Annotated in this window: 23 protein-coding genes, 2 pseudogenes and 2 other annotated features; of the genes and pseudogenes, 18 read left to right on the top strand and 7 right to left on the bottom strand. The window is 34.3% G+C overall.

Annotated elements, in window-relative coordinates; translation table 11 throughout:
• Positions 1-63: 63 nt before the first annotated feature.
• The 3 genes from MHH71_RS05955 to MHH71_RS05945 form a co-directional block, all read right to left on the bottom strand.
• A complete protein-coding gene (locus tag MHH71_RS05955) occupies positions 64-402 on the bottom strand; it encodes an EamA family transporter (protein WP_018765425.1) in 339 nt (112 codons plus the stop codon).
• Positions 395-736: an EamA family transporter gene (locus MHH71_RS05950; protein WP_018765426.1), complete on the bottom strand. Its 342-nt coding sequence runs from the start codon at positions 734-736 to the stop codon at positions 395-397. The genes MHH71_RS05955 and MHH71_RS05950 overlap by 8 nt, the downstream gene beginning before the upstream one ends.
• A gap of 283 nt (positions 737-1,019) precedes the next feature.
• On the bottom strand, positions 1,020-2,027 hold the full coding sequence (locus tag MHH71_RS05945; RefSeq protein ID WP_006094556.1) for a S66 family peptidase: 1,008 nt from the start codon (positions 2,025-2,027) through the stop codon (positions 1,020-1,022).
• A gap of 224 nt (positions 2,028-2,251) precedes the next feature.
• Here MHH71_RS05945 and MHH71_RS05940 point away from each other — a divergent pair, with 224 nt between their 5' ends.
• Positions 2,252-3,235 (top strand): D-alanyl-D-alanine carboxypeptidase family protein, encoded by a 984-nt coding sequence (locus MHH71_RS05940; RefSeq protein ID WP_033796067.1) that lies wholly within the window; start codon positions 2,252-2,254, stop codon positions 3,233-3,235.
• 250 nt (positions 3,236-3,485) lie between these two features.
• Positions 3,486-4,085, top strand: a complete 600-nt coding sequence (locus MHH71_RS05935; RefSeq protein WP_033798825.1) for a nitroreductase family protein — start codon at positions 3,486-3,488, stop codon at positions 4,083-4,085.
• Between the two features lie 239 nt (positions 4,086-4,324).
• Here the strand turns inward: MHH71_RS05935 and MHH71_RS05930 are convergent, their stop codons facing one another.
• A complete protein-coding gene (locus tag MHH71_RS05930) occupies positions 4,325-4,507 on the bottom strand; it encodes a hypothetical protein (RefSeq protein WP_018781367.1) in 183 nt (60 codons plus the stop codon).
• 83 nt (positions 4,508-4,590) lie between these two features.
• Positions 4,591-5,364: a sulfite exporter TauE/SafE family protein gene (locus MHH71_RS05925; RefSeq protein WP_033798827.1), complete on the bottom strand. Its 774-nt coding sequence runs from the start codon at positions 5,362-5,364 to the stop codon at positions 4,591-4,593.
• 178 nt (positions 5,365-5,542) lie between these two features.
• Between MHH71_RS05925 and MHH71_RS05920 the strand changes: the two genes are divergently transcribed.
• Entirely contained in the window at positions 5,543-6,325 is a 783-nt protein-coding gene (locus MHH71_RS05920) for a TrmB family transcriptional regulator (protein WP_006094560.1), read from the top strand.
• A 409-nt stretch (positions 6,326-6,734) separates the two neighbouring features.
• Positions 6,735-8,051 (top strand): enterotoxin EntFM, encoded by a 1,317-nt coding sequence (gene entFM / locus MHH71_RS05915; protein ID WP_006094561.1) that lies wholly within the window; start codon positions 6,735-6,737, stop codon positions 8,049-8,051.
• 75 nt (positions 8,052-8,126) lie between these two features.
• Here entFM and MHH71_RS05910 read toward each other — a convergent pair whose 3' ends face one another.
• Positions 8,127-8,885, bottom strand: a complete 759-nt coding sequence (locus MHH71_RS05910) for an alpha/beta fold hydrolase (RefSeq protein WP_003196982.1) — start codon at positions 8,883-8,885, stop codon at positions 8,127-8,129.
• Between the two features lie 269 nt (positions 8,886-9,154).
• Between MHH71_RS05910 and MHH71_RS05905 the strand changes: the two are divergent.
• From MHH71_RS05905 to MHH71_RS05880, 6 genes and pseudogenes are all read left to right on the top strand, one after another.
• Positions 9,155-9,742: pseudogene (locus tag MHH71_RS05905) on the top strand (ATP-binding protein); the annotation flags it as partial.
• A gap of 187 nt (positions 9,743-9,929) precedes the next feature.
• Positions 9,930-10,649, top strand: coding sequence for a 3-ketoacyl-ACP reductase (locus tag MHH71_RS05900; RefSeq protein WP_016114516.1), 720 nt, complete (start codon positions 9,930-9,932; stop codon positions 10,647-10,649).
• A 145-nt stretch (positions 10,650-10,794) separates the two neighbouring features.
• Positions 10,795-11,469, top strand: a pseudogene (locus MHH71_RS05895) (O-methyltransferase).
• Between the two features lie 155 nt (positions 11,470-11,624).
• Entirely contained in the window at positions 11,625-12,497 is an 873-nt protein-coding gene (locus tag MHH71_RS05890) for an aminoglycoside 6-adenylyltransferase (protein ID WP_006094565.1), read from the top strand.
• Positions 12,498-12,622: 125 nt separating this feature from the next.
• A complete protein-coding gene (locus MHH71_RS05885; RefSeq protein WP_006094566.1) occupies positions 12,623-13,468 on the top strand; it encodes a peptidoglycan-N-acetylglucosamine deacetylase in 846 nt (281 codons plus the stop codon).
• Between the two features lie 181 nt (positions 13,469-13,649).
• Entirely contained in the window at positions 13,650-13,994 is a 345-nt protein-coding gene (locus MHH71_RS05880) for an SdpI family protein (RefSeq protein WP_006094567.1), read from the top strand.
• A gap of 89 nt (positions 13,995-14,083) precedes the next feature.
• Here MHH71_RS05880 and MHH71_RS05875 read toward each other — a convergent pair whose 3' ends face one another.
• Positions 14,084-14,698, bottom strand: coding sequence for an NUDIX hydrolase (locus MHH71_RS05875; RefSeq protein WP_006094568.1), 615 nt, complete (start codon positions 14,696-14,698; stop codon positions 14,084-14,086).
• 89 nt (positions 14,699-14,787) lie between these two features.
• Here MHH71_RS05875 and MHH71_RS05870 point away from each other — a divergent pair, with 89 nt between their 5' ends.
• The 8 genes from MHH71_RS05870 (at position 14,788) to MHH71_RS05835 (ending at position 25,435) form a co-directional block, all read left to right on the top strand.
• Complete coding sequence (locus MHH71_RS05870; protein WP_003196998.1) at positions 14,788-15,426, top strand: pyridoxamine 5'-phosphate oxidase family protein; 639 nt, start codon at positions 14,788-14,790, stop codon at positions 15,424-15,426.
• 473 nt (positions 15,427-15,899) lie between these two features.
• Positions 15,900-16,133: a binding site (T-box leader), on the top strand.
• Positions 16,134-16,248: 115 nt separating this feature from the next.
• Positions 16,249-16,482: a binding site (T-box leader), on the top strand.
• 156 nt (positions 16,483-16,638) lie between these two features.
• Positions 16,639-17,934 carry a homoserine dehydrogenase gene (locus tag MHH71_RS05865; protein ID WP_006094569.1) on the top strand — a complete coding sequence of 432 codons (1,296 nt, stop codon included), beginning with the start codon at positions 16,639-16,641 and terminating at the stop codon, positions 17,932-17,934.
• A complete protein-coding gene (thrC, locus tag MHH71_RS05860; RefSeq protein WP_016114538.1) occupies positions 17,927-18,985 on the top strand; it encodes a threonine synthase in 1,059 nt (352 codons plus the stop codon). The genes MHH71_RS05865 and thrC overlap by 8 nt, the downstream gene beginning before the upstream one ends.
• On the top strand, positions 18,982-19,896 hold the full coding sequence (thrB, locus tag MHH71_RS05855) for a homoserine kinase (protein ID WP_018781346.1): 915 nt from the start codon (positions 18,982-18,984) through the stop codon (positions 19,894-19,896). Before thrC ends, thrB begins: the two co-directional genes overlap by 4 nt.
• A gap of 184 nt (positions 19,897-20,080) precedes the next feature.
• Complete coding sequence (locus MHH71_RS05850; protein WP_018781345.1) at positions 20,081-22,390, top strand: glycoside hydrolase; 2,310 nt, start codon at positions 20,081-20,083, stop codon at positions 22,388-22,390.
• A 273-nt stretch (positions 22,391-22,663) separates the two neighbouring features.
• Entirely contained in the window at positions 22,664-23,662 is a 999-nt protein-coding gene (locus tag MHH71_RS05845; protein ID WP_003197007.1) for an LCP family protein, read from the top strand.
• Between the two features lie 277 nt (positions 23,663-23,939).
• Entirely contained in the window at positions 23,940-24,761 is an 822-nt protein-coding gene (locus MHH71_RS05840) for a peptidoglycan-N-acetylglucosamine deacetylase (protein ID WP_018781344.1), read from the top strand.
• A 17-nt stretch (positions 24,762-24,778) separates the two neighbouring features.
• Entirely contained in the window at positions 24,779-25,435 is a 657-nt protein-coding gene (locus MHH71_RS05835) for a YkyA family protein (RefSeq protein WP_006094574.1), read from the top strand.
• The last annotated feature ends 145 nt before the right edge of the window (positions 25,436-25,580 follow it).

Below are 25,580 nucleotides of genomic sequence, written 5' to 3'. Positions count from 1 at the left end.
AAAAGTCCGTTATTTATAACGGACTTTTTTAACGCGAGAATATTATAATAAGGCGTGTACTTGTTATTGAATAGAAAAAACGACGATCCCAATTATAATAATAATGTTACCAATGACTTTTCTTTTTGTTATTTTCTCTCCTAAGAAATACCAACCGAATACTAAAATAATGACATAGCTAAGAGATTCTAATACAGGAGCCTGTTTTAATGGAACACCTTTTAGTGCAATAACGTTTAGCCCAGCATTAATTACAAATAAAGAATAGCCGATAATAACATAAGGGTTGACATATTCTCTTAATTTGGAATCATATTCTTGTAGAGTTGCTTTTTTGAGTAAAATTTGTGAGTAATTTGCTAAAATAATACCGAAAATATATAACAATATATAATTATTCATCTTTCGTCACCACCACAATTCCAATCATAATGATAGCTGCACCGAGTAAATTGTTCCATTTTATCGTCTCACCTAAAAAGATAACGGACCATAACATGGACCATAATATGATGATCCCTCGGTGGGAATATGCTTTAGAAATTTCAAAATGTTTAATTACCTGTTGCCAAAGAATAGCATAGCCAAATAAAATTACAACAAGTCCAAAATAGGCGATGAAAAACGAAATGGATGAAACAGGGAATTTAGCTGCCCATTTCATATAAAGCAGGATGATAGAATATAGCAAGAAAGCTACATGTAAAAATACATAATTTTTCATAGTCGGTTTCATATATTCACTCTCTTTTAGATGTAAATACATTAATTTGAAAAGAATGCATTTCATCTATGTTTTCTTATTACATGGAATGTGGTTTGAAATGGTTTTTTGTTTTATAATGTGTATACTTTGTCTATCTCTTCACATTCCAAGGTATATAATACCATGAGTGATGTTGTAAAACAATATAAGGAAACGAGTGGCTTTTTAATATAGAAGCCACTCGTTTCCTTATATTCGTTATGTAATTTCTATTTCATTATTAAAGTAAAGATATTCATAGAATCATTAAACTTCATATTTGCTTTTTCCATTGCTCAATGATTCTTACTCTTTTATTGGTTGCATCCATCTCCACTTGTACACCAATTGGCATCGTCATCATCGGATGGGTATGGCAACAATCAAAGTCTGCTAGAAATGGAATGTTACGATTTTGGAGTACTTCTAATAATATTTCATAAGGTTTCCGATGTGTACCACAATCATCAAATTGCTCATGCTTTCCAAGAATGATTCCTGAAACTTTATCAAATACACCGTTAATTTTAAGTAATGAAAAACTTCTTTCAATGGTAGCTGCATCTTTGGAGCTATCTTCAATAAAGAGAATATCTCCTTCTTTAATACCAGGCATAAATGGGCTACCCCATATACCTTGTATTGTATTTAAGTTGCCACCAATTAGTCTTCCAGTTGTTTTTCCGCCATTTACACAAATCCACTCGTTTTTTCTTAGTTCTTTGTCCTTTGTTTTTTCTTCCCAGTTTATAAAGTCATCTGTCCAAAATAAAGGTTGCTTTACCTTGTAAGGAATTTCTTGTTCTTCCATTAAAGCTTCTGCAAAGTATGTATAAGTGGAATCCACAAAAGGCTCAAATTCACCAAAAGAAGGAACAAGTGCTGGTCCATAAAATGTAGTAATGCCTGTTTGTGCATAGATTCCAAGTAGTAAAGCTGTAGTATCTGAATACCCAATCATAATTTTTGGATTTTCTTGCAATGCTTTGTAATCAATATAAGGTAAAAGAGAATTTGAATTCATCCCGCCAATTGTTGACATGATGCATGTAACATTCAGATTTCTAATTAATGCATTTAGTTCTTCAGCACGTTCTTGAATGCTTCCTGAACGATAAAAATCCTGCTTACCTGTAAGGTTACCTTCCAATATGTGGAACCCTTTATCTTGTAAATATTTTTTAGCTCGATTAAATCTTTCGGGAGATGTATATGTTACAGGTGAAGAAGGAGAGTAAATGCCAATAGTATCTCCTTTTTTTAAGGGGTTAAGTAGTATCATTGTATCAAACCTTTCTTGTTTCGATTAGGAATTTAAGTAGTTTCAGGGTTTAATATTTGAAAATTTATATTATTAAATTTTTGGTAGTATAACATATTCTTAACAAATAATCTTGAAAAAATAGTTATCGTAGATTATTTACTGTTTGACCTTGACGGTTTAAAGACATTGTTGTTATGGTTAAATTTGAAATTATAATAGGTAGAGTAAAAGGAGTTTTATTGATGAAAAGGTTAGGATGGGGAAGTGTAACAATACTCTGTGCTATTATTTTAGGTTCATGTTGGTTCTTTTTCCAAGGGAGTATTCTAGAGAAGAATGGTATTAATGTTTCCAAAGCAAAAGAAAAAATGACAATAGATGGTCCGCCCCTACAAGTAGCAGAGTTACCAAAAACAGGATTAACTGAAAAGATGATCCCACAAAAATATGTACCAGTAGTTGAAGCGAAAGCAGCAATGATCATTGATGCAAGTAATGGGCAAGTCATGTATAAAAACAATGAAGAAGAGCTACTTGCCCCGGCGAGTATGTCAAAGATGATGACAGCATATATTCTTTTAGAAAACATACATAAAGGAAAGGTCCATTGGGAAGATCAAGTGAAAATAAGTGCGAAATCGGCACAAGCAGAAGGTGCGAGAATTCCGGTACAAACGGGGGATGTATTAACGGTTAAAGACCTATACCATGCGTTAATGATCCAATCGGCCAACAATTCTGCAGTTGCTTTAGCGGAACATATAGCAAAAACTGAGCAAGATTTTGCCCATCTTATGAATCAAACAGCGAAACAACTGGAGTTATCAGAAGCAACCAAGTTTGTAAATGCTTCTGGATTGCAAGAGCCTGATGGAAGTGAAACGAAGATGACTGTAGCTGATGTAGCGAAGTTAGCGTATCACCTTGTAACAGATTACCCGGAGATATTAGATGTTACACATTTACGTCAAAGTCAGTTAGCATTTAAAAGCACGATGGTTACGAGTACGAATGAAATGTTGAATCCGGCCAACCAAGGACTTTACTTAGAAGGAATGGATGGACTGAAAACAGGCTTCACTGATAGTGCGGGTTATTGCTTTACTGGGACTGCCAAACAAGGTGATAAGCGACTTGTAACAGTTGTTATGGGTACGAAGAGCCAAATGAAACGTTTTACAGAAACGCATAAACTAATGTCCTATGGTTTCGAGATTGTTAAGTAGGTGAAGGATCTATTATGAAAGAAGACGGCTTGTTTAAAACTCGGATTGAGTGGAAAATAAGCTGTTTTTTTATTTTAAGGGAATATAAAAGGTATCAAAAACAAAAACTAAAAAGTATGAGTGCTATTGTTTGAAATTGTTTTTCTATGTAGATATAATAAAGTTATAAACTTATTATTAATAAGTTCGGGGCGGGATATACCATAATACAGATTAGTAAGCCTCAAAATAAAAATTGGAGGGAATTAGTATGGCAAAAGATTTTTATTCAGCAATTGAAGACAGAAGATCAATTTATGCAATTAGTAAAGAGCAAGTTGTTTCTGATGAGAAAATTCAAGAAGTAGTGAATCATGCCGTAAAGTATACACCTTCATCTTTTAATTCTCAGAGTGCAAGGGTTGTTGTGTTATTAGGAGAACAACATGATAAACTATGGGATATTACGAAAGAAACATTACGAAAAATTGTACCAGAAAATAATTTTGCACCAACCAAAGAAAAAATGAACGCATTTAAAAGTGGCTATGGAACAGTTTTATATTTTGAAGACAGCAAAGTAATAGAAAATCTTCAAGAAAAGTTTGCATTATATAAAGACAATTTCCCGACTTGGTCCCAGCAATCATCAGGAATGCTACAGTTTGTGATTTGGACAGCATTAGAAATTGAAGGGTTTGGTGCAACGCTGCAACATTATAACCCATTAATTGATGAAGAAGTCAGAAAAGAATGGGATATTCCAGAGACTTGGAAGCTGATCGCTCAAATGCCATTTGGTAAGCCAGTTGCGCCAGCAGGTGAAAAAGAATTTCAGCCGTTAGAAACTCGTGTGAAATTTCATAAATAAAATGGGAAAAGGATTGCCTATATAGGTAATCCTTTTTTGTTTTGTACGAGACCAATAAAAGATTTTTAAAATCTTGTGACTTCTAGTCATTAGAAGTTCTAAGATATCATTATAGGCATGGAATGACAGATATTGAAATCCATCATGTGACGCAGTGGTTTCAAAATAAATGAAACAGACAAACAGGGAATGCGGTTATTAGCAATTCCCTGTTTGTGCGATAAATTATTAAAAAATAATTATAATTTATAAGGATTCTTATGATTTAAATTATTACTTTGATTTTCAATAGTAACTTTTAATTCGGATTTTTTTGTTTCAATGGTTGGGATTTTTCTGAACGTTACCAAGGATAGCGTACGAACCAATGCATAGTGAAAATCGATATAATGCTTCGAACCATTATCAATAATTTGTTCCATGGATAATACTCCTCTTCCTAATTATTTGAACTATATTGGTTATTTTAACAATATAAGCATAAAGATTCCAAATAATCAGGTCTTCAATCAAAAAAGCCTAAATAATCTAAAATATTTTTACTGATAAGGAGTAACGTTACAATGATAAATAAAATTCGTACGTAAGATACTCCTTTTTTTATAGCGAAATTTGAGCCTACGAAAGCCCCGAAAATCATTGCAACTCCCATTGGAAGTCCATATGCAAAATTAACAACATCTAAATAAAGAAAAATGATAAGTGCAGCGATGTTACTACCAAAATTTAAAACTTTGGCATTTCCAGCTGATTGCACAAAATCAAATCCAATGATCAAAAATGTAAATAACAAAAAGGATCCTGTTCCTGCCCCGAAAAATCCATCATAAAATCCAATGATAAAAATAACAGAAGAGAAGATAACTCTTTTTTTTACACTCATTCCATTATAACTTGCATCTTTTCCCCACTCTTTTTTCATAATCGTATAAATCGCAACGGCAATTAATAGAACAAGTACTAATGGTTTTAATATTTCAGATGAAATGTGTTTGACTACAAAGGCGCCAAGTATAGCCCCGATAAAAGTTAAAGAGAATAGCTTAGAGACCAATTTGAAATTCACATTTCCAGATCGAATAAATGAAATGGTACTCATAAGTGATCCCATTGAGCTTGCCAGTTTATTAGTTGCAATAGCTGTTGAAGGTGGGAGGCCGGTGAATAATAAAGCTGGTATAGAAATTAATCCACCGCCACCTACAACAGAATCGATAAAGGCAGCTAAAAAACCTGAAGCAATTAAAAAAAACATTGTATAAAGATTGATGTCCTCCATATGTATTTCCCCCATCCTAGAATAGTCACTACTAAGATAGTATCTGTTTAATTGCTTTGTGTAAATGAAAATTTGATAATGCCTCTTTAATATTTACTCCAACCACTTTTGTGTTTACTATTAAAGTAATAATTACTGTCAATGTTGCGGCAAGTACAAAATATGCAGGAGGCTTACAATGGAAGATTTACTACAAAAAATTCAAATGCTTGGCTTAAATCAATATGAAACAAAAGCCTATGTTTCATTAGTTCAACAAGGAGCTTCTAGTGCTTATCAAGTTAGCAAAAATTCTGGAGTCCCTCGTGCACGTATATATGAAATATTGAATACCCTTGAACAAAAAGGCATTGTAATGAAGGAAGAAATAAATGAAGCAGTACAATATTCTCCTTTACCTGTAGATGTGTTTTTAGAGGCAGTAAGAGAGAAATGGGAAGAGACATACACGTATGTAGAAAAAGAATTAAAAGTATTTGAAAAAAAAGAACCTGAGGTGGATCCGAGAGTAACCACTTTGAAAGGTGAAGAAAATATACTAGCTTTCTGCAGAATATTAATTCGAAGAGCGAAAAAAAAGATTATTTTGTCAATTTGGGATACTATGTATGAAAAACTATTAGTAGACTTAAAAGAAAAAGAAAGAGAATGTAGTTTAAAGGGTATTGTCTGTGAAGTTGACGATCCGTTGCAAGGATTAGAAATTCATAGAAAAACAAGTTACGTTAATAATATTGGAAGTCATAAATGGTTTATCTTATCAATTGATGGAAAAGAAATGGTATATGGTCACTCGATAGAACAAAAAGGAAATGCTTTTTATACAGATGATCCTGTTCATATATATTTACTAGAAAATTATATATGGCATGATATATTAGTAAATCGTTTAGTAAGGGATAGCGATCAAAACATGGATTCTTGGATTGCTCCAGAACGAGAAAAGTTCTTTTTCATATAAATATAATTTTTTAGGATACTATATAGTTGATAAATGGCGGAATTTTTGTAATGATAAGAAGGTGACTCATGAAAAGAACTATTTTGTAAGACCAGTAGAAAAACCAATTGTTTACTTAGATATCATGATTTTATTAGTGGAGTAAGTAAAGAATGGATACTACTAGAAGCTTTGATTCGTTTTGTAATAGAAAAAATTAAATGTTTTATTACGAAAACGCTGTATATGAAGCTGGAATTCACATGAAGTTCACGTGAAGTTCACATTGATAATTTAAAATAGTTGACGTGTGAAAAAGAAAGCCCTTGTATAAAAATGGAATTTAACATGAAATCATTTCCAATGTTTTGGTAGGATATTAAAATCATTTTTTTAAGAGGGTAGTAGGGAAAGGGAGTTAATACAACTTATGAAAAAAGTACTAGCAGGTTTAGCGGCAGCTTCTGTAGCCGGCGCAGTAGTTCCTGGAATGGATGCTGCTCACGCACAAGTTTCAACAGACGCGCTAAAAGAAATCGATGGACAAACACAAAAACAAACACAAACAGTTGATCCGAAAGTAACTGAAACACAAACAGTAGAGAAAAAATCTGACATTAAATACACAGTAACAGCTGATGTATTGAATGTACGTACAGGTCCTGGTACAGGAAATGATATTATTTCTAAAGTACAAGAAGGACAAGTTCTACAAGTAACTGGTGAAGAAAATGGTTGGTTTAAAGTAAATGTAAACGGTAAAACTGGCTATGTAAGCAGTGATTTTGTAACAACTGGTGAGAAAACAGGAACTGCTGTTCAACAAGGAACAGGTAACTATACGGTAAACGTTTCTTCACTTAATGTACGTACAGGTCCTAGTGCTTCTCATACAGTTGTAGGTACTGTAGGCAAAGGACAAACTGTACAAGTTGTCGGTGAAGTACAAGACTGGTTTAAAATTAACCACAACGGCGGAACTGGCTATGTAAGTAAAGACTTTGTAACAAAAGGCGGTACAACTACAAATGTAAGTACGGAAACAGAAAAGCCAAACAACAATGAAATGACAATCCGAAAAGACGGCTCATATGTTGTTGATACAGGAGCTTTACGTGTACGTACAGGCCCGGCTACATATAATGCTGTAATTGGTGGCGTAGTACAAGGCCAAACATTACAAGTTATTGGTGGAGAAAACGGTTGGTATAAAATTAACCACCAAGGAAGAACTGGCTATGTAAGTGCAGACCATGTTAAGTTTGTAAAAGGTGGTACAGCAAATGTAACTACGCCTTCTCGTCCAGCTACTGGCGGTGAGCAAGGAAATACACAAACAGAAAAACCACAAACAGAAAAACCGACAACACCATCTGCTAATGGCTCATCAATTGTGTCTATTGCACAATCGCTAAATGGTTCACCATATGTATATGGTGGTACAACACCATCTGGTTTTGACTGCAGTGGCTACGTTTACTACGTATTAAATAAAGCAGGTCATTCTGGTGGACGTCAAACTGTTGCTGGCTACTGGAGCAGCAAGACGCATACTAGTAATCCACAACCAGGTGATTTAGTATACTTTAAAGATACTACTGGTGCTGGTGCAGGTATGACTCATATGGGTATTTACTTAGGAAATGGTCAGTTCATCAGTGCAGAAACTGAAAAAACTGGTGTAAGAATTAGCTCAGTAAATAACTCTTACTGGAGTAAGCATCTAGCAGGTTACACAAAAGCATAATAAGAACCGTATTCTTACATATTATAAGAAAAAGCTTTCTAGGAAACTAGAAAGCTTTTTCTGTTTTAGATGTCTTTATGCGTCCAGTAAAAATTTGGAATATAAATCATGGAAGTAGCTAGGACGGAATAAGTTTGCGGCATGGCCGGCTAGTGGAATTTCTTTATATAAAACGTTTGGAAGAATGGATTTTAAATCAAATAAACAGGATTTATAGAGATGATCGTGTTCACCCATTACCCATAGAATAGGTTGTGATAGTTCTCGTAGTCGAGATTTTAAATCGAATTCTAGACGGTGTTTGAGCGATTCGACAATAATCGATGAATGCAATTGTAATCCAAACCGATAATAAATGTTTTTTGAAATAACCGCAAAAGGACTTGCTTTTAGTATACCACTTGGGAAAATTGTACTCGCATATTGATAAAGCCAAGTGGAATATTCATTTTCACGGTTGTCCCAAAACTTTCGAAAGACGTTATATAAAAGGGAGGGATTATTGTAATGACCTCCAATATGACAAAGACTTAATACTTTCTCTGGATATTTGTGAGCGAATATAGTGGCAATGTAACAGCCATAGCTTAGGGCACAAATATGAGCTTGCTGGATACCTTCTTTCTCATACAGGTCTGATAATTGCTGTACTAATCGATCTAAAGAAAAGTCTATTGCTTGCCCTTTGTCTTCACCATGACCTAGTAAATCATACGTTATAATATTGTAAGAAGGAGAAAATCGTTTATATTCTTTTTTGAAGGCACGACGATTTCCGACTAATCCATGAATGAATATAATGGTCTTTTTTTCAGAATTCTTTTTTGCTTGCACGGTATACCCCTTTCGGTGAATGAAGATTAGTGAGATGCGTATGCTATGAAAATATATATTTTTATAGTTATATATGGGTAATCATTCTAAATTCTTTTTGCGTAGACTATAGAATGGTAATTTTTTATTTTTTTATTAAGTACCAGGTAATAATATCAGATGATTATATCTGTTGTAAAGATAAGATTTGATGTGTTTTATTACCAAATCAGTAGATTAATCGTTTGACGGTTTACATTCATATCGTATTCTAATTTTAGAAATAACCGTTTGGTTTGAAAGAAGGCAAGGTTCAAGCTTTAATTACACCAGTTATGTCATTTGTTTTAATGGCGTTACTTGTCATTATTGTAGGATATGGTGGAATGCGAGTTTCTAGTGAAGCATTAACAATTGGAGAACTTGTGGCATTTATTTTATATTTAATGCAAATTGTTATGCCAATGAGTCAACTTTCTATGTTCTTTACACAATTCCAAAAGGCAATTGGCGCAACGGAACGCATTAATACAATTTTAGAATATGAAGTGGAACATCATATAGAAGGTGAAAATGTGGATTTTGAATATAACGAGGAAGAGAAAGTACTACAAAATATTCAATTTACGATTGAATCAAGAAAAGTGACTGCAATTGTAGGTCCAAGTGGTAGTGGGAAAACGACATTGTTTTCTTTATTAGAACGTTTTTATAAAGCTGATTCATCACGAAATCGTGCACATGGAGGTAGTGGTTTAGGATTGGCAATTGTGAAGAAAATGATTGATCTTCATAAGGGAGAGACCCGGATAGAGAGTGTAGTTGGAAAGGGAACGGAATTTATCGTTTTGATTCCTGGGAGTAAACATAGCACTTGAAAATAGAGAAGTGGGGGCAGAGGAAACTGTCTCTTACTTCTCTATTTGTTTAGTAAGAAATAAAAAAAATTATAGGTTACCTAGAAGTAACCTACGCACATCAAAGTGCATAATTGCATTTAGGATGATATACATATAGAATTCATGGTATGAAAAAGCAACTTAGAATGATTGAGGAGTGTTATATTTGGCAGAATTATTACAAGGAAAAAATGCATTAATTACAGGAGCAGGAAGAGGGATTGGCCGTGCTGTGGCAATTGCTTTAGCAAAAGAAGGTGTGAACGTTGGTCTTTTAGCACGCTCAGAAGAAAACTTAAAAGCAGTTGCGAAGGAAGTAGAAGCAGAAGGTGTAAAAGCTGTTATTGCTACTGCTGATGTATCTTCATATGAAGAAGTTACTACTGCTATTGAAACATTAAAAAAAGGATTAGGTTCTATTGATATTTTAATTAATAATGCGGGTATTTCTAAGTTTGGCAAATTCTTAGAATTAGATGTTGCTGATTGGGAAAAAATCATCCAAGTAAACTTAATGGGTGTATATTACGCAACTCGCGCAGCGCTACCAAGCATGATTGAACAACAGTCTGGTGACATTATTAATATTTCATCAACAGCAGGACAAAAAGGTGCACCAGTAACAAGTGCATACAGTGCTTCTAAATTTGGTGTTCTTGGTTTAACAGAATCGTTAGCAATGGAAGTACGTAAACACAACATTCGTGTAACAGCTTTAACACCAAGTACTGTTGCAACTGATATGGCGGTAGAATTAGGATTAACAGATGGTAACCCTGAGAAAGTCATGCAAGCAGAAGATATCGCTGAGTTTATCGTAGCGCAGCTGAAATTAAATAAACGTACATTTATTAAATCTGCAGGACTTTGGTCTACTAATCCGTAAGAAGTTGTATATGAATAAAAAAGATTTGGTTTAAAGCCAAATCCTTTTTATTTATTTCTTTTTAATTCTGAATTTTACGAACTGTAATGAGGGATGAAAGTTATTGAAGGATTATCCTATACAATTCGAAGGGAATGGTATTTACGTGAATAATATTGATAAATGGAAAGCTGTTGATCATTTTATTACGGATTTACTTATACCAACTGATTCTATTCTTGAAGAGGTACTTCAAGTAAATGCTGAAGCTAATTTGCCAGCACATGATGTTTCGCCAACTCAAGGGAAGTTCTTACAATTGCTCGTGCAAATTCAAGGTGCACGAAATATTTTAGAAATTGGTACTTTAGGTGGATATAGTACAATATGGCTTGCAAGGGCGTTGCCAACAGATGGTCGTCTTATCACGCTTGAAGCAAGTGAAAAGTATGCTGAAATTGCCCGTGCTAATATCAAACGAGCTAATTTGAGTTAAGTGGTTCATGTGCGTACTGGAATGGCAATAGATTCGTTGCAGCAAATGGCTACTGAAAACTGTGAGCCGTTTGATCTTATTTTCATTGATGCTGATAAACAAAACAACCCTGCATATTTTGAATGGGCTCTTAAACTTTCGAGGTGTGGTAGTTTAATTATTGGTGATAATGTAGTGCGCGATGGTGAGGTGGTCAATGGTTTAAATGAAGACGCTCGTGTACAGGGGATACGACGTTTTTATGAACGAATTGCTGCTGAACCGCGTGTTACTGCTACTGTGATCCAAACTGTAGGGAGTAAGGGGTATGATGGATTTGTAATTGCGCTTGTAACAGAAGGATGAGGTCTAGATGCCAATTATAGATCTACTAGACTAGGAGGGGGAAATAAAAAATGTTTGATATGTTATAACATGGATGGAAAACAGGGAACTCTTCTCGTGCTCCTCCAAAATGAATGCAGTACAATGCACTAATAAAATTTGGAGGCTATAAAAATATGAGAAGTGAAAAAGAAATGATGTGTTTAATATTAAATGCAGCAAGAGAAGATGAGCGTATTCGCGCAGTGATTATGAATGGTTCTCGTGTGAATCCGAATGTGAAGAGAGATTGTTTTCAAGATTACGATATTGTATATGTTGTGAAAGATATACAGTCATTCACATCTGATCACAGTTGGATAAATAGATTTGGAAAAATAATGATTGTACAAATGCCAGAAGAAAGCACTTTAGTTCCACCCGAAGAGGATGGAAGCTTTCCTTATTTGATGCAGTTTATAGACGGGAATCGAATCGATTTGACTTTAGTTTCAGTAGAATTAATACATGAAATTCTTGGTGGAGATAGTTTGAGTGTACTTCTTTTTGATAAAGATGGTGCTATTGAGCCATTTCCACCAGCAAATGATTCGGATTACTGTATAAAAAGGCCAACAGCAAAAGAATTTGCAGATTGCTGTAATGAGTTTTGGTGGTGTAGTACAAATGTAGCAAAAGGGTTGTGGAGAGAAGAACTTCCTTATGTAAAAGGAATGCTTGAAGGTCCTATTCGAAATATGCTGATGCAAATGCTAGAATGGCATATTGGGATAAAAACAAATTTTACAGTAAACGCCGGAAAGTTTGGGAAGTATTTTGAACAATATCTTGAGGATGATTTGTGGAAACAATATATAGAGACATTTTCAAATGCAGATTATGAGAATATTTGGAAGTCGTTCTTTGTAATGGGGGATTTATTTAGGGAAACTGCAATCGGAATTGCTAGATATTTTAGTTTTGAATATCCACAAGGTGACGATGCTAGAGTAACAAGCTATCTAAAACATGTGAGATCTTTACCAAAAGATAGTCAAACAATTTATTAAGTATATGATAGATAGAAATAAGACCATTCCAAAATGGGACGGTCTTATTTCTGTTCAGGAACATGAATCATCCTGACAAAATAAGAATGAACTGCATATAAAATTTTAGGGAGGTTTTATTAATTATGTATTATTTTTATCCATCAGAGATACTAACTCCTTTTCAATGGGTTTCAGAACGTAATACGCCTTTATATAATATGTATTCTTATTTGCCATACTCAAATGTATTTTATTATCAAAACTATTTGAGTGTAACGCCTGATTTGCTAAATGCTGGTTTGAAGAATGAGGTTCAAGGTGCAGAAGAAGATAGAGGCTCGTGGACACCTTTTTCTTGGGTTGAAAAATATGCTTATGCATTTTCTGGTCCATATAATAAAGCGGAAGTTGCCCTTACATTTGATGATGGACCAGACTTTGTATTTACTCCGCAAATACTAGATAAGTTAAAAAATTATGGTGTGAAAGCTACTTTTTTTCTTCTTGGTGAAAATGCAGAAAGATATCCTGATGTAGTAAAACGAATTGCAAATGAGGGTCATACTGTTGGGAATCATACGTATAACCACCCAAATTTAGTTAAAGTAAGTGATGAAGAATATCGTAATCAAATTGTAAGAACGGAAGAGATATTGCAGAAGTTGATAGGGTATGCACCAAAGTTTATACGTCCGCCTTATGGTGAAATACGTGAAAAACAATTAGAGTGGGCGACAGAACAGAATTTTATGACTGTACAATGGAGTGTAGATACAGTTGATTGGAAAGGAGTAAGTGCAGAGCAGGTTACAAATACTGTGTTAGGGAATGCGTTTCCAGGAAGTGTTATACTCCAGCATTCTACACCGGGAGGACATTTGCAAGGATCTGTGGATGCGCTAGATCGAATCATTACTGAACTGAAAGCGAAAGGGTCACGTTTCGTGACGCTTCCTAACATGTTTCATACGTCGAAACAGAGAAAGTAAATGACCGATAAGGTGGACCTATAAATATAAAATACTGTATTCAGCTTGTACATCATTTAAACAAGAGTGGTGTATTTTTGTTTTTGGAAAATATAGGTTTTCGATTGGTTTTTGTTGTATAATAAAACTATAAACTGACAAATAAGTTTGAAAATATGTGTGTGGATGTGGAGGGAATAAGATGACATATGCGCTTGTAAATATAGGAATGAGCTTGTTAATCGGTATTATATTTATACTATCCGCACTCATATTGCAAAAAAATCCACCAACAGATATTAACGCAGTATACGGATATCGAACAAAGCGATCAATGAAAAATAAAGATTTGTGGGATGTTGGAAATCAATATAGCGCTGAAGTTATGAAACAAAATGGACTTTTAATGATTTTAATAGGAAGTTTAATCGGATTGCTATTTTGGTACCCACATACAATGATTGCTATTTTAATCCTTATGATAGTATTAATCATTCGTTTGTTTATACGGGTGGAGAAGAAATTAAAGGTACTGGAGAAACAATAAACTTTACTTGTGAAATTTTCAAGCTGTTCTATTAAGGAAGTACAAATAGTTTTGACCCCTGCACTATTTAAGTGGGGGTCAATTAAATTTTAGAAGTTATTGATTTTTAGCATATCTCGTCCTTTTTCTACGACAAATTCATAATATTCAAGCTCATATGGATAAATATCTTCAAATGTTATTGTAATAGATTTAGCGCTTTTGTTTAAAACTGGAATGCCTGTTGTAGATGAGATTTCTCCTTTTAAAAGCTGTAAAAAAGAAGTCGCATTTACTTTCATTACATCTTCAACTTCATCACCTGGAGCAAATGGAAGTGGTTTTGTAACAGCATGAAAATACATATGACACATTTCACGGTCAATGAAATGCGGGATTTCATGGTTGATTTTAAAAATGCCTTTGTACTCTAAATCAGTAGCTTGAAAGGAAAGTCCTAATTCCTCTTTTACTTCACGAAGACCCCCTATTCGTATATCTTCATCATGCATAATATGTCCCGCTGATGTAATATCCCATTTTCCTGGGAAATCTTTCTTGTTTTTAGCACGTAATTGGAAGTGTAGAAAGATGTCTTCATTATCTTTTTCTACAAACCAACAATGGAATGTTTCGTGCCAATCACCGTCACGATGTACATCATCACGTAGTTTTTTTCCAATTTTGTTTCCTTCTGTATCAAATATCGTTAACCATTCTGCCATTGATATTCCCCTTTCTGCATAGTTTATTATACAATGAATGTATGTAATTTTGGGAAAATAACGATAATTAAGTAGGGAGTGTATATGGAATGGGACTAGGCGAGAAAAAAATAAATTCGCTCATTTCAACAGAAGAAGAATTACGTCTTATTTTAGGATATCCAAGTGAACGCGCGGTGAAAAAAGTGATCCCATCACTCGATTATCATTGTCGTGAATTTCTATCTAAGTCTCCTTTTCTAGTAATATCTACTTCAGATGAATTTGGTCATTGTGATGCATCACCAAGAGGGGATGCACCTGGATTTGTATATGTTTTAAATGAAAATCAAATTGTAATTCCAGAAAGACCGGGGAATCGGAGAGTGGATTCTATCCTTAATATTTTATCTAACTCACGGGTGGGACTTATCTTTTTTATTCCAGGGCTTGGAGAATCATTACGGATAAATGGGCGTGCAACTATCACAAAAGACGAAGAGATTTTAGAGAAAATGCAAGTAAGGGGTCGCAATCCACTTCTCGGAATCGTTGTAAAAATAGAGGAGTGTTTCATCCATTGTGCAAAAGCATTTATACGTTCTGAATTATGGAATCCAGATTCTTGGTTAGAAAAAGAAGCATTACCATCAGCAGCAAAAATGCTTGCTGATCATGCAAAAGTAAATGCAAATGAAGAAGAAGTCGCACGTTCTTTAGAAGAAAGTTATACAAAAAGATTATATTGAAAATATTGCATAGTACATTGATTGATAAAATATATAAATATAATTAATGATTTAGGAATCTAAAGAGCATTCATTCTATTGGTAATCAGTATTTAAAATCAAAAGCATAATTGTTTTACTTGATATTTTTATCCCGCATTAACGGGCAGTAAGACCCCCACCTCAAAATTTGGAAAAGCAAAGAAGTTAGAAGGGGGATGAACTGCCCGTAAAAGCCCGATTGGTGAGGGCTAATAATCAGTGGGGGATGAAGAAAACCCCCACTGATTAAAGTTTCACTTTATGTGAATTCCAATTTTAAAAAGGTAATTATGTGGGTTTAATCATTTTTTTAGTAGTTTAAATTATTATCTTGAAATAAGTTATAAAAGTGTAATTATCTTGTGGAAAATAAAAGGTATAATTTTTTTCTCAAAAATGGGATTGATTTTTCAAATTTTCGTAATTATAATAATTTAACAAATAGACATGAACGAAAAGTAAGGATAAGGACATGAGATAATTTTTACGGTTTACAGAGAGGGAAGCCAAAGGCTGTGAGCTTCCTAACACGGGGAATTCTCTTACCACCTTTGAGCTTCAATAGTGAACGAGTAATCTAGTAATTATTGACGGTCTCAGCCGTTATCTGATCTTGAGCAATCCGAGGTGAATGTATATTTGGATTGGAACAAGGGTGGAACCACGAAAACACATTCGTCCCTTTTATAGGGATGAGTGTGTTTTTTTATACAAAGTTAATATTCGAAAATTAAAAATATAAAAAATATTCCTTGCTTTTGTATGATATGTACGTATAATAATTTAACAAATAGATATGAACGAAAAGTAGTGATAAGGACATGAGATAATTTTTACGGTTTGCAGAGAGGGAGGCCAAAGGCTGTGAGCTTCCTAACACGAGAAATAATCTTACCACCTTTGAACTTCAATAGTGAACGAGTAATCTAGTAATTATTGACGGTTTCAGCCGTTATCTGATCTTGAGCAATCCGAAGCGAATGTATATTTGGATTGGAACAAGGGTGGAACCACGAAAACACATTCGTCCCTTTTATAGGGATGAGTGTGTTTTTTTTATAAAATGTATTACTGAATTGAAAGGAGGTGCAGTGGAGTGAAACGAGTGATCCGAACGAGAATCACCATTAACTGCGCAAATAGGAAGAAGATAATGGTCAAGTAGTTTAAAAAATAGGAGGAGATTAAAAAATGAGCAATGTAGTACATGTTGGAGTATTAGGACTTGGAACAGTAGGGAGCGGTGTCGTTCATATTTTGGAAGGTCACAAGGAGAAAATAAGTCTTGATACAGGATATGAAGTAAAGGTAAAGGCAGTGGCAGTACGTGATGTGGAAAAAGAACGAGATGTTTCAATTGATGGAATCATGATAACAAATGATGCAGATGAAATTTTAGAAGATCCCAATATTGATATCGTAGTAGAGGTGATGGGTGGAATTCAAGAAGCAAAACAGGCTATTATAAGGGCGTTATGTAATAAGAAACATGTCGTAACTGCAAACAAAGATTTAATGGCTGTATACGGTAATGAATTGTTAAAATTAGCGAATGCAAATGGTTGTCAGTTGTATTATGAAGCAAGTGTAGCTGGAGGAATTCCAATTTTAAGAGGACTAGTAGACGGCTTAGCTTCTGATCATATTGAAAAGATTATGGGAATTGTAAATGGCACAACGAATTATATACTAACAAAAATGAGTCAAAATGGTTGGTCGTATGAACAGGCGCTTCAAGAAGCTCAAAAGCTAGGCTTTGCAGAATCAGATCCGTCAGCAGATGTAGATGGACTGGATGCTGCACGAAAGGTAGCTATTCTTGCAAACTTAGGATTTTCGATGAATGTTTCTTTAGATGATGTACATGTTCGAGGTATTCGAAATGTAGAAAAAGAAGATTTAGAAATGGCTGGGAAGCTAGGTTTTACTATGAAGCTAGTCGGGAAAGCGGAGAAGCAAGGTTCAGCTGTTAATTTAAGCGTAGCACCTACTTTATTACCGAGTCAGCATCCATTATCCAGTGTGAATAACGAATTTAACGCTGTATATGTACACGGTCATGCGGTTGGTGAAGTTATGTTTTATGGGCCAGGGGCTGGAAAATTGCCAACAGGATCTGCTGTAGTAAGTGATATTATTTCAATCGTTAAAAATATGAATCAAATAGTGAAAAGTAAAGGTGTGTTAAAAGAGTCAGTGCCTTATACACTAAAAGGGGATGAAGAAGTTGTCTCGAAATATTTTTTACGCATTTTATTACGTGATGAACCAGGGATGTTTCAGGAAATTACAGAATGTTTCGTCAATGAATCGGTTAGCTTAGAAGAAATTGTGCAACTTCCATTAAATCAAGAGCTTGCGGAAATTGTGATTGTGACGCATCAAACTTCAAAGTACCAATTCGAAAAAGTTTTAACATTACTAGAGAATGTAGCAAATGAAATAAAAAGTTATTACGCTATTGAGGAGGAAAAACAATATGTATAAAGGATTATTAAAACAATATGCTTCTTATTTACCAGTGAATGACAATACACCAGATGTAAGCTTGATGGAAGGGAATACACCACTCATTCCACTTCTGAATATTTCTAAAGAATTAGGGATTCATTTGTATGGAAAATATGAAGGTGCTAACCCTACAGGATCTTTTAAAGATAGAGGGATGGTGATGGCAGTTGCGAAAGCGAAAGAAGAAGGATCACAGGCAATTATTTGTGCATCAACAGGTAATACATCAGCAGCGGCAGCGGCATACGCTGCTCGTCTTGGGCTGAAGTGTATTATCGTTATACCAGAAGGGAAAATTGCTCATGGAAAATTAGCACAAGCTATTGCGTATGGAGCAGAGATTATTTCAATTGAAGGAAACTTTGATGACGCACTTCGAGCTGTACGTCAGATTGCAGATGAAGAACCAATTACATTAGTAAACTCTGTTAATCCATATCGAATTGAAGGACAAAAAACAGCTGCGTTTGAAATTTGTGATCAGTTGCAAAAAGCACCAGATGTCCTTGCTATTCCGGTTGGAAATGCAGGGAATATTACGGCATACTGGAAAGGTTTTTGTGAATATGAGAAAGAAAAGGGATTCAAGAAACCTAGAATTCACGGTTTTGAAGCCGAAGGAGCAGCTGCAATTGTAAAAGGTCATGTCATTGATTCACCCGAAACAATCGCAACTGCAATTCGTATTGGTAATCCAGCAAGCTGGTCCTATGCTGTAGAAGCAGCAGAGCAATCAAACGGTGAAATTGATATGGTATCAGACGAAGAAATCTTAAGTGCCTATCAGTTGCTAGCAAAAACAGAAGGAGTTTTTGCAGAACCAGGGTCAAGTGCTTCTCTAGCAGGTGTAATTAAACATGTTCAAGCAGGGAAAATCAAAAAGGGAGAGACAGTTGTTGCTGTATTAACAGGAAATGGTTTAAAAGATCCTGATATTGCTATTGCCTCTAATCACTTAGAGATTGCAAGTGTTTCAAACGATATGGAACAAATAAAAGAACATATTAAAGGAGTGATTGTTTCGTGATTCCATTTAAAGTTCGTGTTCCAGCTAGTACGGCAAATGTAGGTCCGGGTTTTGATTCTGTTGGAATAGCATTATCATTATATTTGGAAGTGGCTGTGAAGGAACAATCAGCTCATTGGCATGTTATACATTCATTCGATTCTTCTATCCCAAATGATGAGAGAAACTTAATTGTAAGTACAGCACTTAAAGTATGTCCTTCGTTATCTTCCTATATAATAGAAGTTACTAGTAATATTCCACTTACGCGAGGATTGGGGAGCAGCGCATCAGCGATTGTAGCAGGAATAGAACTTGCCAATGAACTTGGAGAATTACATTTAACAACAGATGAGAAAGTTCATCTTGCTACAAGTTTTGAGGGACACCCTGATAATGTAGCTGCTTCTATTTTAGGAGGTACTGTTATTGGCGCGATGGATGGGAATCATGTATCTGTTGTTAGAATAGAGAGTAAAGAATTAGGTGTAATCTCTCTTATTCCTGATGAAGAATTAAATACAAATAAAAGTCGTTCTGTATTGCCAGAAATATTTCAGTTTCATGATGCTGTTCGTGCAAGTGCAGTCAGCAATGTTTTAGTAGCAGCGTTATGCCAAAAGAAGTGGGAAATTGTTGGTGAAATGATGGAAAGAGATCAATTTCATGAACCATACCGTTCACAGCTTGTTACATTTTTACCCGCAGTTCGGATGTATGCGAAAAAGTTTGGAGCATATGGGACAGCACTTAGTGGGGCTGGTCCATCTCTTTTTATATTGACTCCATATGAAAAACGCGAGGAAGTTGCTGAACAATTAGCAAAAGTATTTCCGGCGATGCAAGTTTGTGAGCTAGAAATTGATCATGAAGGAACAGTTGTGAAAAGGGAACAAAGTGCTGGTAGAACAGAAGAGAAGTATAGTATATAGATAAGGGATTAAAGAAGAGAAGTTTCTTATATAATAGACATAAAGGAGTCGAACTCTTTTCTTGTTTTAGGTTGGTGTAGTAACGACCGTAATACAAGAATTTTGAGACAGGCTTCTTTTTGTATGCTCTTTGCCATATTCCTGTAACAAACCACCTATATATTCAGTGGTGGAGGTGCAGAAGATGAAAAAAATGATGACAATATGTCTTCTTACAACAATGACAATTACGGCTTTGACGGGATGCAATTGGAAACAAAAAAATGTTTCACAGGAATTCAAAGCAAAAAAAGTAACATATAAAGATTTTACGTATGAGGTTAATCCAGAAACGTTTGCTTTAACAATAGACCATGATGGAGTGAAGGAGCAAGCATCACAGCCTTTACCGAAAATGAAAGTATCAAAGTTGAAAAAAGATGATACACATACATCATGGGAATATCCTGATCAGAAAATAAAAGTGAATTTAGAAAAGAAAAAAGATCATGTAGATATTGCGATTGAATCTACAGGTGCAGAAAGCTTTACTTGGCCAAAAGTACAAGCTGAAAATTATACACTTCCTTTATGGGAAGGTAAGTATATTCCGAGCAATGATGAAAATTGGAAGAAATTCTTAAAGGATGAAACGTATTCATTTGCGGAATCATTTTCAATGAAATTTTTTGCGTTAAATGGTTCGAAATATTCCATGGTATTTGTTGCAAACAATATGTTTAATAATGAAGTTGAATTTCATTCTGATCCGAAAATTGGATTTGATTTTACTCATGAATTTCCGAGTATTAACAAAAATAAATCGTACGGTTTTCAACTGTATGTGACTGATAATGATGCGGTAAATATTGCAAAATTGTATAAGAATAATATTGTAGAGAAAGGTGAATTTAAAACATTACAAGAGAAAGCAAAACAAAATAAAGAAGTTGAAAAGTTATACGGAGCAGCTCACTTTTATTTTTGGAATCAAAATGCTTTATCGCAAAGTAATGTAGATTGGCCAAAACTAAGACAACAAATCAATAGTCCTATATTTGGGTGGATGAAAGAACTGATTCAAAAATATAGTAAAGAGCCTGGCGAATTAAATGTATTTGATCAAATTAATAAGCAAGATTTTATTGATAAGTATCAGAAAAATATTGTTTTACGTTATATAAATGAAGTATTGGGAATGAAGGAGTTTTATAAAGAAGATATGTTTCCGAAAGTTGATGATGAGGCAAATCAATTATTGAAAAAAGGCGTAGATCACTTAACTGAAACGGAATTGTATAATTTAAATAAACATTTGTTAAAATCAACACTTGGTGATGCAGTTGAGGATGTTGACAAATGGGGTAGTGCAGATGGAACGAATGTATTAAAAGAGATGGATGAAGCTGGTATTGAACATGCATGGATTGGACTGCCGAACTGGGAACAAGGATTCATTCAACCAGAATTTGTGAAGCTAGCTGAGAAAATAGGATATTTAGTTGGTCCATATGATTCTTATCATTCCATTCATGAAAAAGGAGATAAAAATTGGAATACAGCTTCCTTTAAAGATCCTTCACTATTTGAAGATGCAACGGTTGCCAAAAAAAATGGTGAGAAAATACAAGGATTTCTAGGAAAAGGTCGTAAATTAAATCCGACATTATCTTTGCCTAGTGTGAAAGAACGAGTTAGTGGCATATTAAATAATGGTACCCCATTTAATTCATGGTTTATTGATTGTGACGCCACAGGGGAAATTTATGATGATTATTCTCCAAAACATATTACAACACAAGAACAAGATTTAAAAGCACGTTTAGCACGAATGGATTATATAGCGAAAGAAAAAGGTATGGTTGTTGGCTCTGAGGGTGGAAATGATTTTGCAAGTCAAGTGATTGCTTTTGCACATGGTATTGAAACACCCGTTATTAAATGGGCCGATGAAGATATGAGAAAGAATAAGACAAGTCCATATTATGTTGGGGGTTACTGGTCGCCAAATCAAAATGTTCCAGAAAAGTATGTAAAACAAGTACCAGTGAAGGAAGAATATAAACAAGTGTACTTAAACCCAGTGTATTCAATACCTTTATATAAATTAGTGTACAATGACTCTGTCATTACAACGCATCATTGGGAATGGGGTAGCTTGAAGGTAAAAGATGAAGTCGGAAATCGTATGTTATATGAACTATTGTATAACGTTCCTCCTTTATATCACTTAGATGAAGTTGAATGGAAGAAGCATAAAAATGAAATTACACATCATTTAAAAACATGGGAAGCATTTCATAAAAAAGCAGTAAAAGAAGAGATGACGAATTTTGCATATCTTTCAAAAGACAAACTTGTGCAAACAGCTTCCTATGGAAAGGACATAAAAGTAATTGTAAACTTCTCTGATCAAGATGTAAAAACAGAAGATACAAAAATACCTGCAAAATCGGCTATTATTTTTGACGAAGGTAAGAAAATGATTTACAAACCTGAAATAAATAAACAGTGATAAATGTAGCAGGTTCCCACTGGTATGGTAACGAAAGTGCTAAACTGGTGGGGATTTTTTACTAGTATACAAAATAATTGTAAATTTTTTGAAATTATCATTTGATGTCTTGTTAAAATCCAACACGAGAGTATAATGTGAAATGAAATACATATTGATTTTACTTCTTTATAACGAAACCTTACAAAAATGTAAGGTGAATGAAATGAAATTCAATATGAAGATTGATAGACATGGAGTATACTAGGAAAAGAGAAGGAGAGGAGAATAGACATGAGCTCTGAATTAGAACAAAACACAAGAAGTAAAAAGAAACGTTCTAAAAGAAAATCTGTGAAGTGGTTCATTTTGATTCCATTTTTACTACTCATTTTTGGTGGAGTAGGATATGGTTCGTTTTTATATAATAAAGCAAATGCGGTTGTAAGTGATGCGTATGCAAAAATTGAGAAATCAACTAAACGCGATAAAGAGGTTGAACCGTTAAAAGATAATATTTCTGTTTTAATTATGGGTGTTGATGGAAGTGATATTCGAAAAGGACAATATGGAGAAGCTGTTCGTACGGATGCGCTATTATTGGCAACAATTAATAAAGATGATAAATCAGTAAAATTAGTAAGTATTCCACGTGATTCTCGCGTGTATATTCCATCAAAAAAGAAATTGGATAAAATTACGCATGCCCATGTATTTGGTGGAGTTGAAAGTACACGGGATACAGTAGAGAGATTTTTAAATGTTCCAGTTGACTATTATGTGAAATTTAACTTTGATTCCTTTGTGAAAATTGTAGATTCACTTGGTGGTATTGATGTGGATGTACCAGTTGCATTTACAGAACAAGATAGTAAAGATCAAGCAGGTATGATTCATTTAGAAAAAGGTTACCAACATTTAAACGGAGAGCAAGCTCTTGCGTTAGCACGAACTCGTAAAATTGATAGTGATGCAATGCGTGGTCAAAGACAACAGCTCGTTATTGAAGCAATTGCGAAAAAAGCAATGTCTGTTCAATCGATTAGTAAATTAGGTCCCCTTTTAGATGCAGTTGATAGCAAAATGAAAACAAACTTAACATTTGATGATATGCTTTCCATTACAAGAAATATGGCCGGAACTGATTTACAGATGGAGAAAATGCAAATAGAAGGTACGGATAAACGTATCGGTGGTATTTATTACTACATTCCAAATGAAAAAAATGTGCAAGACATTTCTAAAAAGTTAAATGAACATCTAGGTGTTACGCCAAAAGCAGCACGAAACTAATTGTAAAAGGTTGGCGCCTGGCCAACCTTTTTTGATTTATAATATATATGGGTATTAAATAAATCAAAATATTATTGGAGTTATTTAAAAATGTTTACATATATAATAAAATGCATATATATAGTTAGCGAGGAATTACGAAGTACACGAATTAGGGTAAAACTTCCTTTGTATACAGTTTGTTAATGTTCATTTTAGAAGATTGAAAAGAAATTGAATAGATATACTAATATGAATGGAAGAATTATATAAGATTAATAGAAAGGAATTTAATAGAATGGGAAATGTATTTAATGTAAAAAGCATTGTAGTCACAATAGTGGCTGTTGTTGCGATCGCAGTGGGGTATTTTATGTTTCAATCAGTCACATCACCAGCTAGGGCAGTAGCAAATCAAGCGAATTCTATACAGCTTGCAAGTGAGCAGTCAAAAGTGGAGATGAATAAAACAGCACCAAGTCAATTTAATGGTCAAGTTAGAAAAGTTGCCTACCTTACATTTGATGATGGGCCAGGAAAATATACGGCTGAACTACTTAATATATTAAAACAAAATGATGCGAAAGCAACATTTTTCTTAATCGGTGCAAATGTAAAACAATTTGCAGATTTAGTAAAGCGTGAGAAAGCAGAAGGTCATTATGTGGGTATGCATAGTATGACACATGATTTTAAAAAATTGTATACAAATGGCGAGTATGTGAATGAAATGAAAGAAGATCAAGGCTTAATAGCAAATATTATTGGAGAATTTCCGAAATTAACACGTCCTCCGTACGGTTCTATGCCTGGTTTAAATGAAGCGCTTCGTAATAAAGTAGTAGAAGATGGCTTAAAAGTTTGGGATTGGACGATTGACTCTTTAGATTGGAAATATAATAAAATGCCTGTTGATGCTGCTTCAGCAAAAATTGTTGAAAATGTAATTACGGGTGCAACGAATCCTAAAGAAGTTATCTTAATGCATGATATTCATCCGCAATCTGTTGCAGCAGTACCGGCAATTATAAAAGGGTTAAAAGAAAAAGGTTATGAATTTGAAGCGTATCATGAAGGTGATCACTTCCCGTTGAATTTTTGGCATGACAAACGTATGTAACATAGGAGGAAAAGAAGTTGGGTTATAGAAAATTAGCACTAGTTGGAGCATTATCAGTAGGATTATTATCAGGTTGTTTTGGCGAAAAGCCAGAAGAAAATCTATTTGTTGCATTTGAAAACGCAGCTAAACAAGAAAAGTCATTGTTTGAAGATGCGAAAAAATTAGAGACGTTGGAAAAACAAGGCCAGGAATTATATGCTCAAATTATAAAAGAAGGAAAAGAGCATAATGAAGCTGTTGCCCAAAAATTAGACCAAGCAGTTTTAAATGTGGGCGAGCGTGAAAAAATATTAAAAAATGAAAAAGATGCATTAGAGAAAGCACAGAAAGAGACGAACTCAGTTCAAAGTAATGTAGAGAAAATTGAAGATAAAAAAATACAAAAACAAGCGAAAAAAGTAGAAGAATCTTATAAGAATCGTTATGATGCTTTTCAAAAAATGAACGAAAGCTATGTGAAATCAATGGCGATTGAAAAAGAACTTTATGCGAAGTTAAAAGTAAAAGAAACAAAGTTAAAAGAAATCGGTGAGAAAGTGAAAGCTGTAAATCAATTAACGGAAGAAATGCAAAAAGAAAAAGAGAAGTTTAATGGATATACAAAAGAGTATAATGAAGGAAAACTAGCATTCTATAAGGAAGCGAAAATCAAGGTTAAGGAACAAAAATAAAGTATATAAATCCAAATTAAAAAACCGACATAAATCCTTTCTTTTTAGGGGAGAGAGCATCCGGCCATGCATAGAAGCGGTCAGATCATCTTCTTGCCCTATGCCAAGTGAAAACAGAGAGAGAAAACGAGTGCAAGTCATCTTT

Source organism: Bacillus sp. FSL H8-0534 (assembly GCF_038005885.1).
Taxonomy (GTDB): domain Bacteria; phylum Bacillota; class Bacilli; order Bacillales; family Bacillaceae_G; genus Bacillus_A; species Bacillus_A pseudomycoides.
Note: the sequence above shows the minus strand (reverse complement) of the source record. Positions and strands in the feature narration are given on the sequence as shown.

Bases quoted from the DNA above. Each gene is read 5' to 3' on its own strand.
- MHH71_RS05870 (WP_003196998.1), top strand. From the start codon at position 14,788: ATGGGACTAGGCGAGAAAAAAATAAATTCGCTCATTTCAACAGAAGAA.
- MHH71_RS05885 (WP_006094566.1), top strand. From the start codon at position 12,623: ATGTATTATTTTTATCCATCAGAGATACTAACTCCTTTTCAATGGGTT.
- thrC (WP_016114538.1), top strand. From the start codon at position 17,927: ATGTATAAAGGATTATTAAAACAATATGCTTCTTATTTACCAGTGAAT.
- MHH71_RS05930 (WP_018781367.1), bottom strand. From the start codon at position 4,507: ATGGAACAAATTATTGATAATGGTTCGAAGCATTATATCGATTTTCAC.
- MHH71_RS05955 (WP_018765425.1), bottom strand. From the start codon at position 402: ATGAATAATTATATATTGTTATATATTTTCGGTATTATTTTAGCAAAT.
- MHH71_RS05925 (WP_033798827.1), bottom strand. From the start codon at position 5,364: ATGGAGGACATCAATCTTTATACAATGTTTTTTTTAATTGCTTCAGGT.
- MHH71_RS05840 (WP_018781344.1), top strand. From the start codon at position 23,940: ATGGGAAATGTATTTAATGTAAAAAGCATTGTAGTCACAATAGTGGCT.
- MHH71_RS05920 (WP_006094560.1), top strand. From the start codon at position 5,543: ATGGAAGATTTACTACAAAAAATTCAAATGCTTGGCTTAAATCAATAT.
- entFM (WP_006094561.1), top strand. From the start codon at position 6,735: ATGAAAAAAGTACTAGCAGGTTTAGCGGCAGCTTCTGTAGCCGGCGCA.
- MHH71_RS05940 (WP_033796067.1), top strand. From the start codon at position 2,252: ATGAAAAGGTTAGGATGGGGAAGTGTAACAATACTCTGTGCTATTATT.
- MHH71_RS05950 (WP_018765426.1), bottom strand. From the start codon at position 736: ATGAAACCGACTATGAAAAATTATGTATTTTTACATGTAGCTTTCTTG.
- MHH71_RS05880 (WP_006094567.1), top strand. From the start codon at position 13,650: ATGACATATGCGCTTGTAAATATAGGAATGAGCTTGTTAATCGGTATT.
- MHH71_RS05865 (WP_006094569.1), top strand. From the start codon at position 16,639: ATGAGCAATGTAGTACATGTTGGAGTATTAGGACTTGGAACAGTAGGG.
- MHH71_RS05850 (WP_018781345.1), top strand. From the start codon at position 20,081: ATGAAAAAAATGATGACAATATGTCTTCTTACAACAATGACAATTACG.
- MHH71_RS05945 (WP_006094556.1), bottom strand. From the start codon at position 2,027: ATGATACTACTTAACCCCTTAAAAAAAGGAGATACTATTGGCATTTAC.
- MHH71_RS05845 (WP_003197007.1), top strand. From the start codon at position 22,664: ATGAGCTCTGAATTAGAACAAAACACAAGAAGTAAAAAGAAACGTTCT.
- MHH71_RS05890 (WP_006094565.1), top strand. From the start codon at position 11,625: ATGAGAAGTGAAAAAGAAATGATGTGTTTAATATTAAATGCAGCAAGA.
- MHH71_RS05935 (WP_033798825.1), top strand. From the start codon at position 3,486: ATGGCAAAAGATTTTTATTCAGCAATTGAAGACAGAAGATCAATTTAT.
- MHH71_RS05875 (WP_006094568.1), bottom strand. From the start codon at position 14,698: ATGGCAGAATGGTTAACGATATTTGATACAGAAGGAAACAAAATTGGA.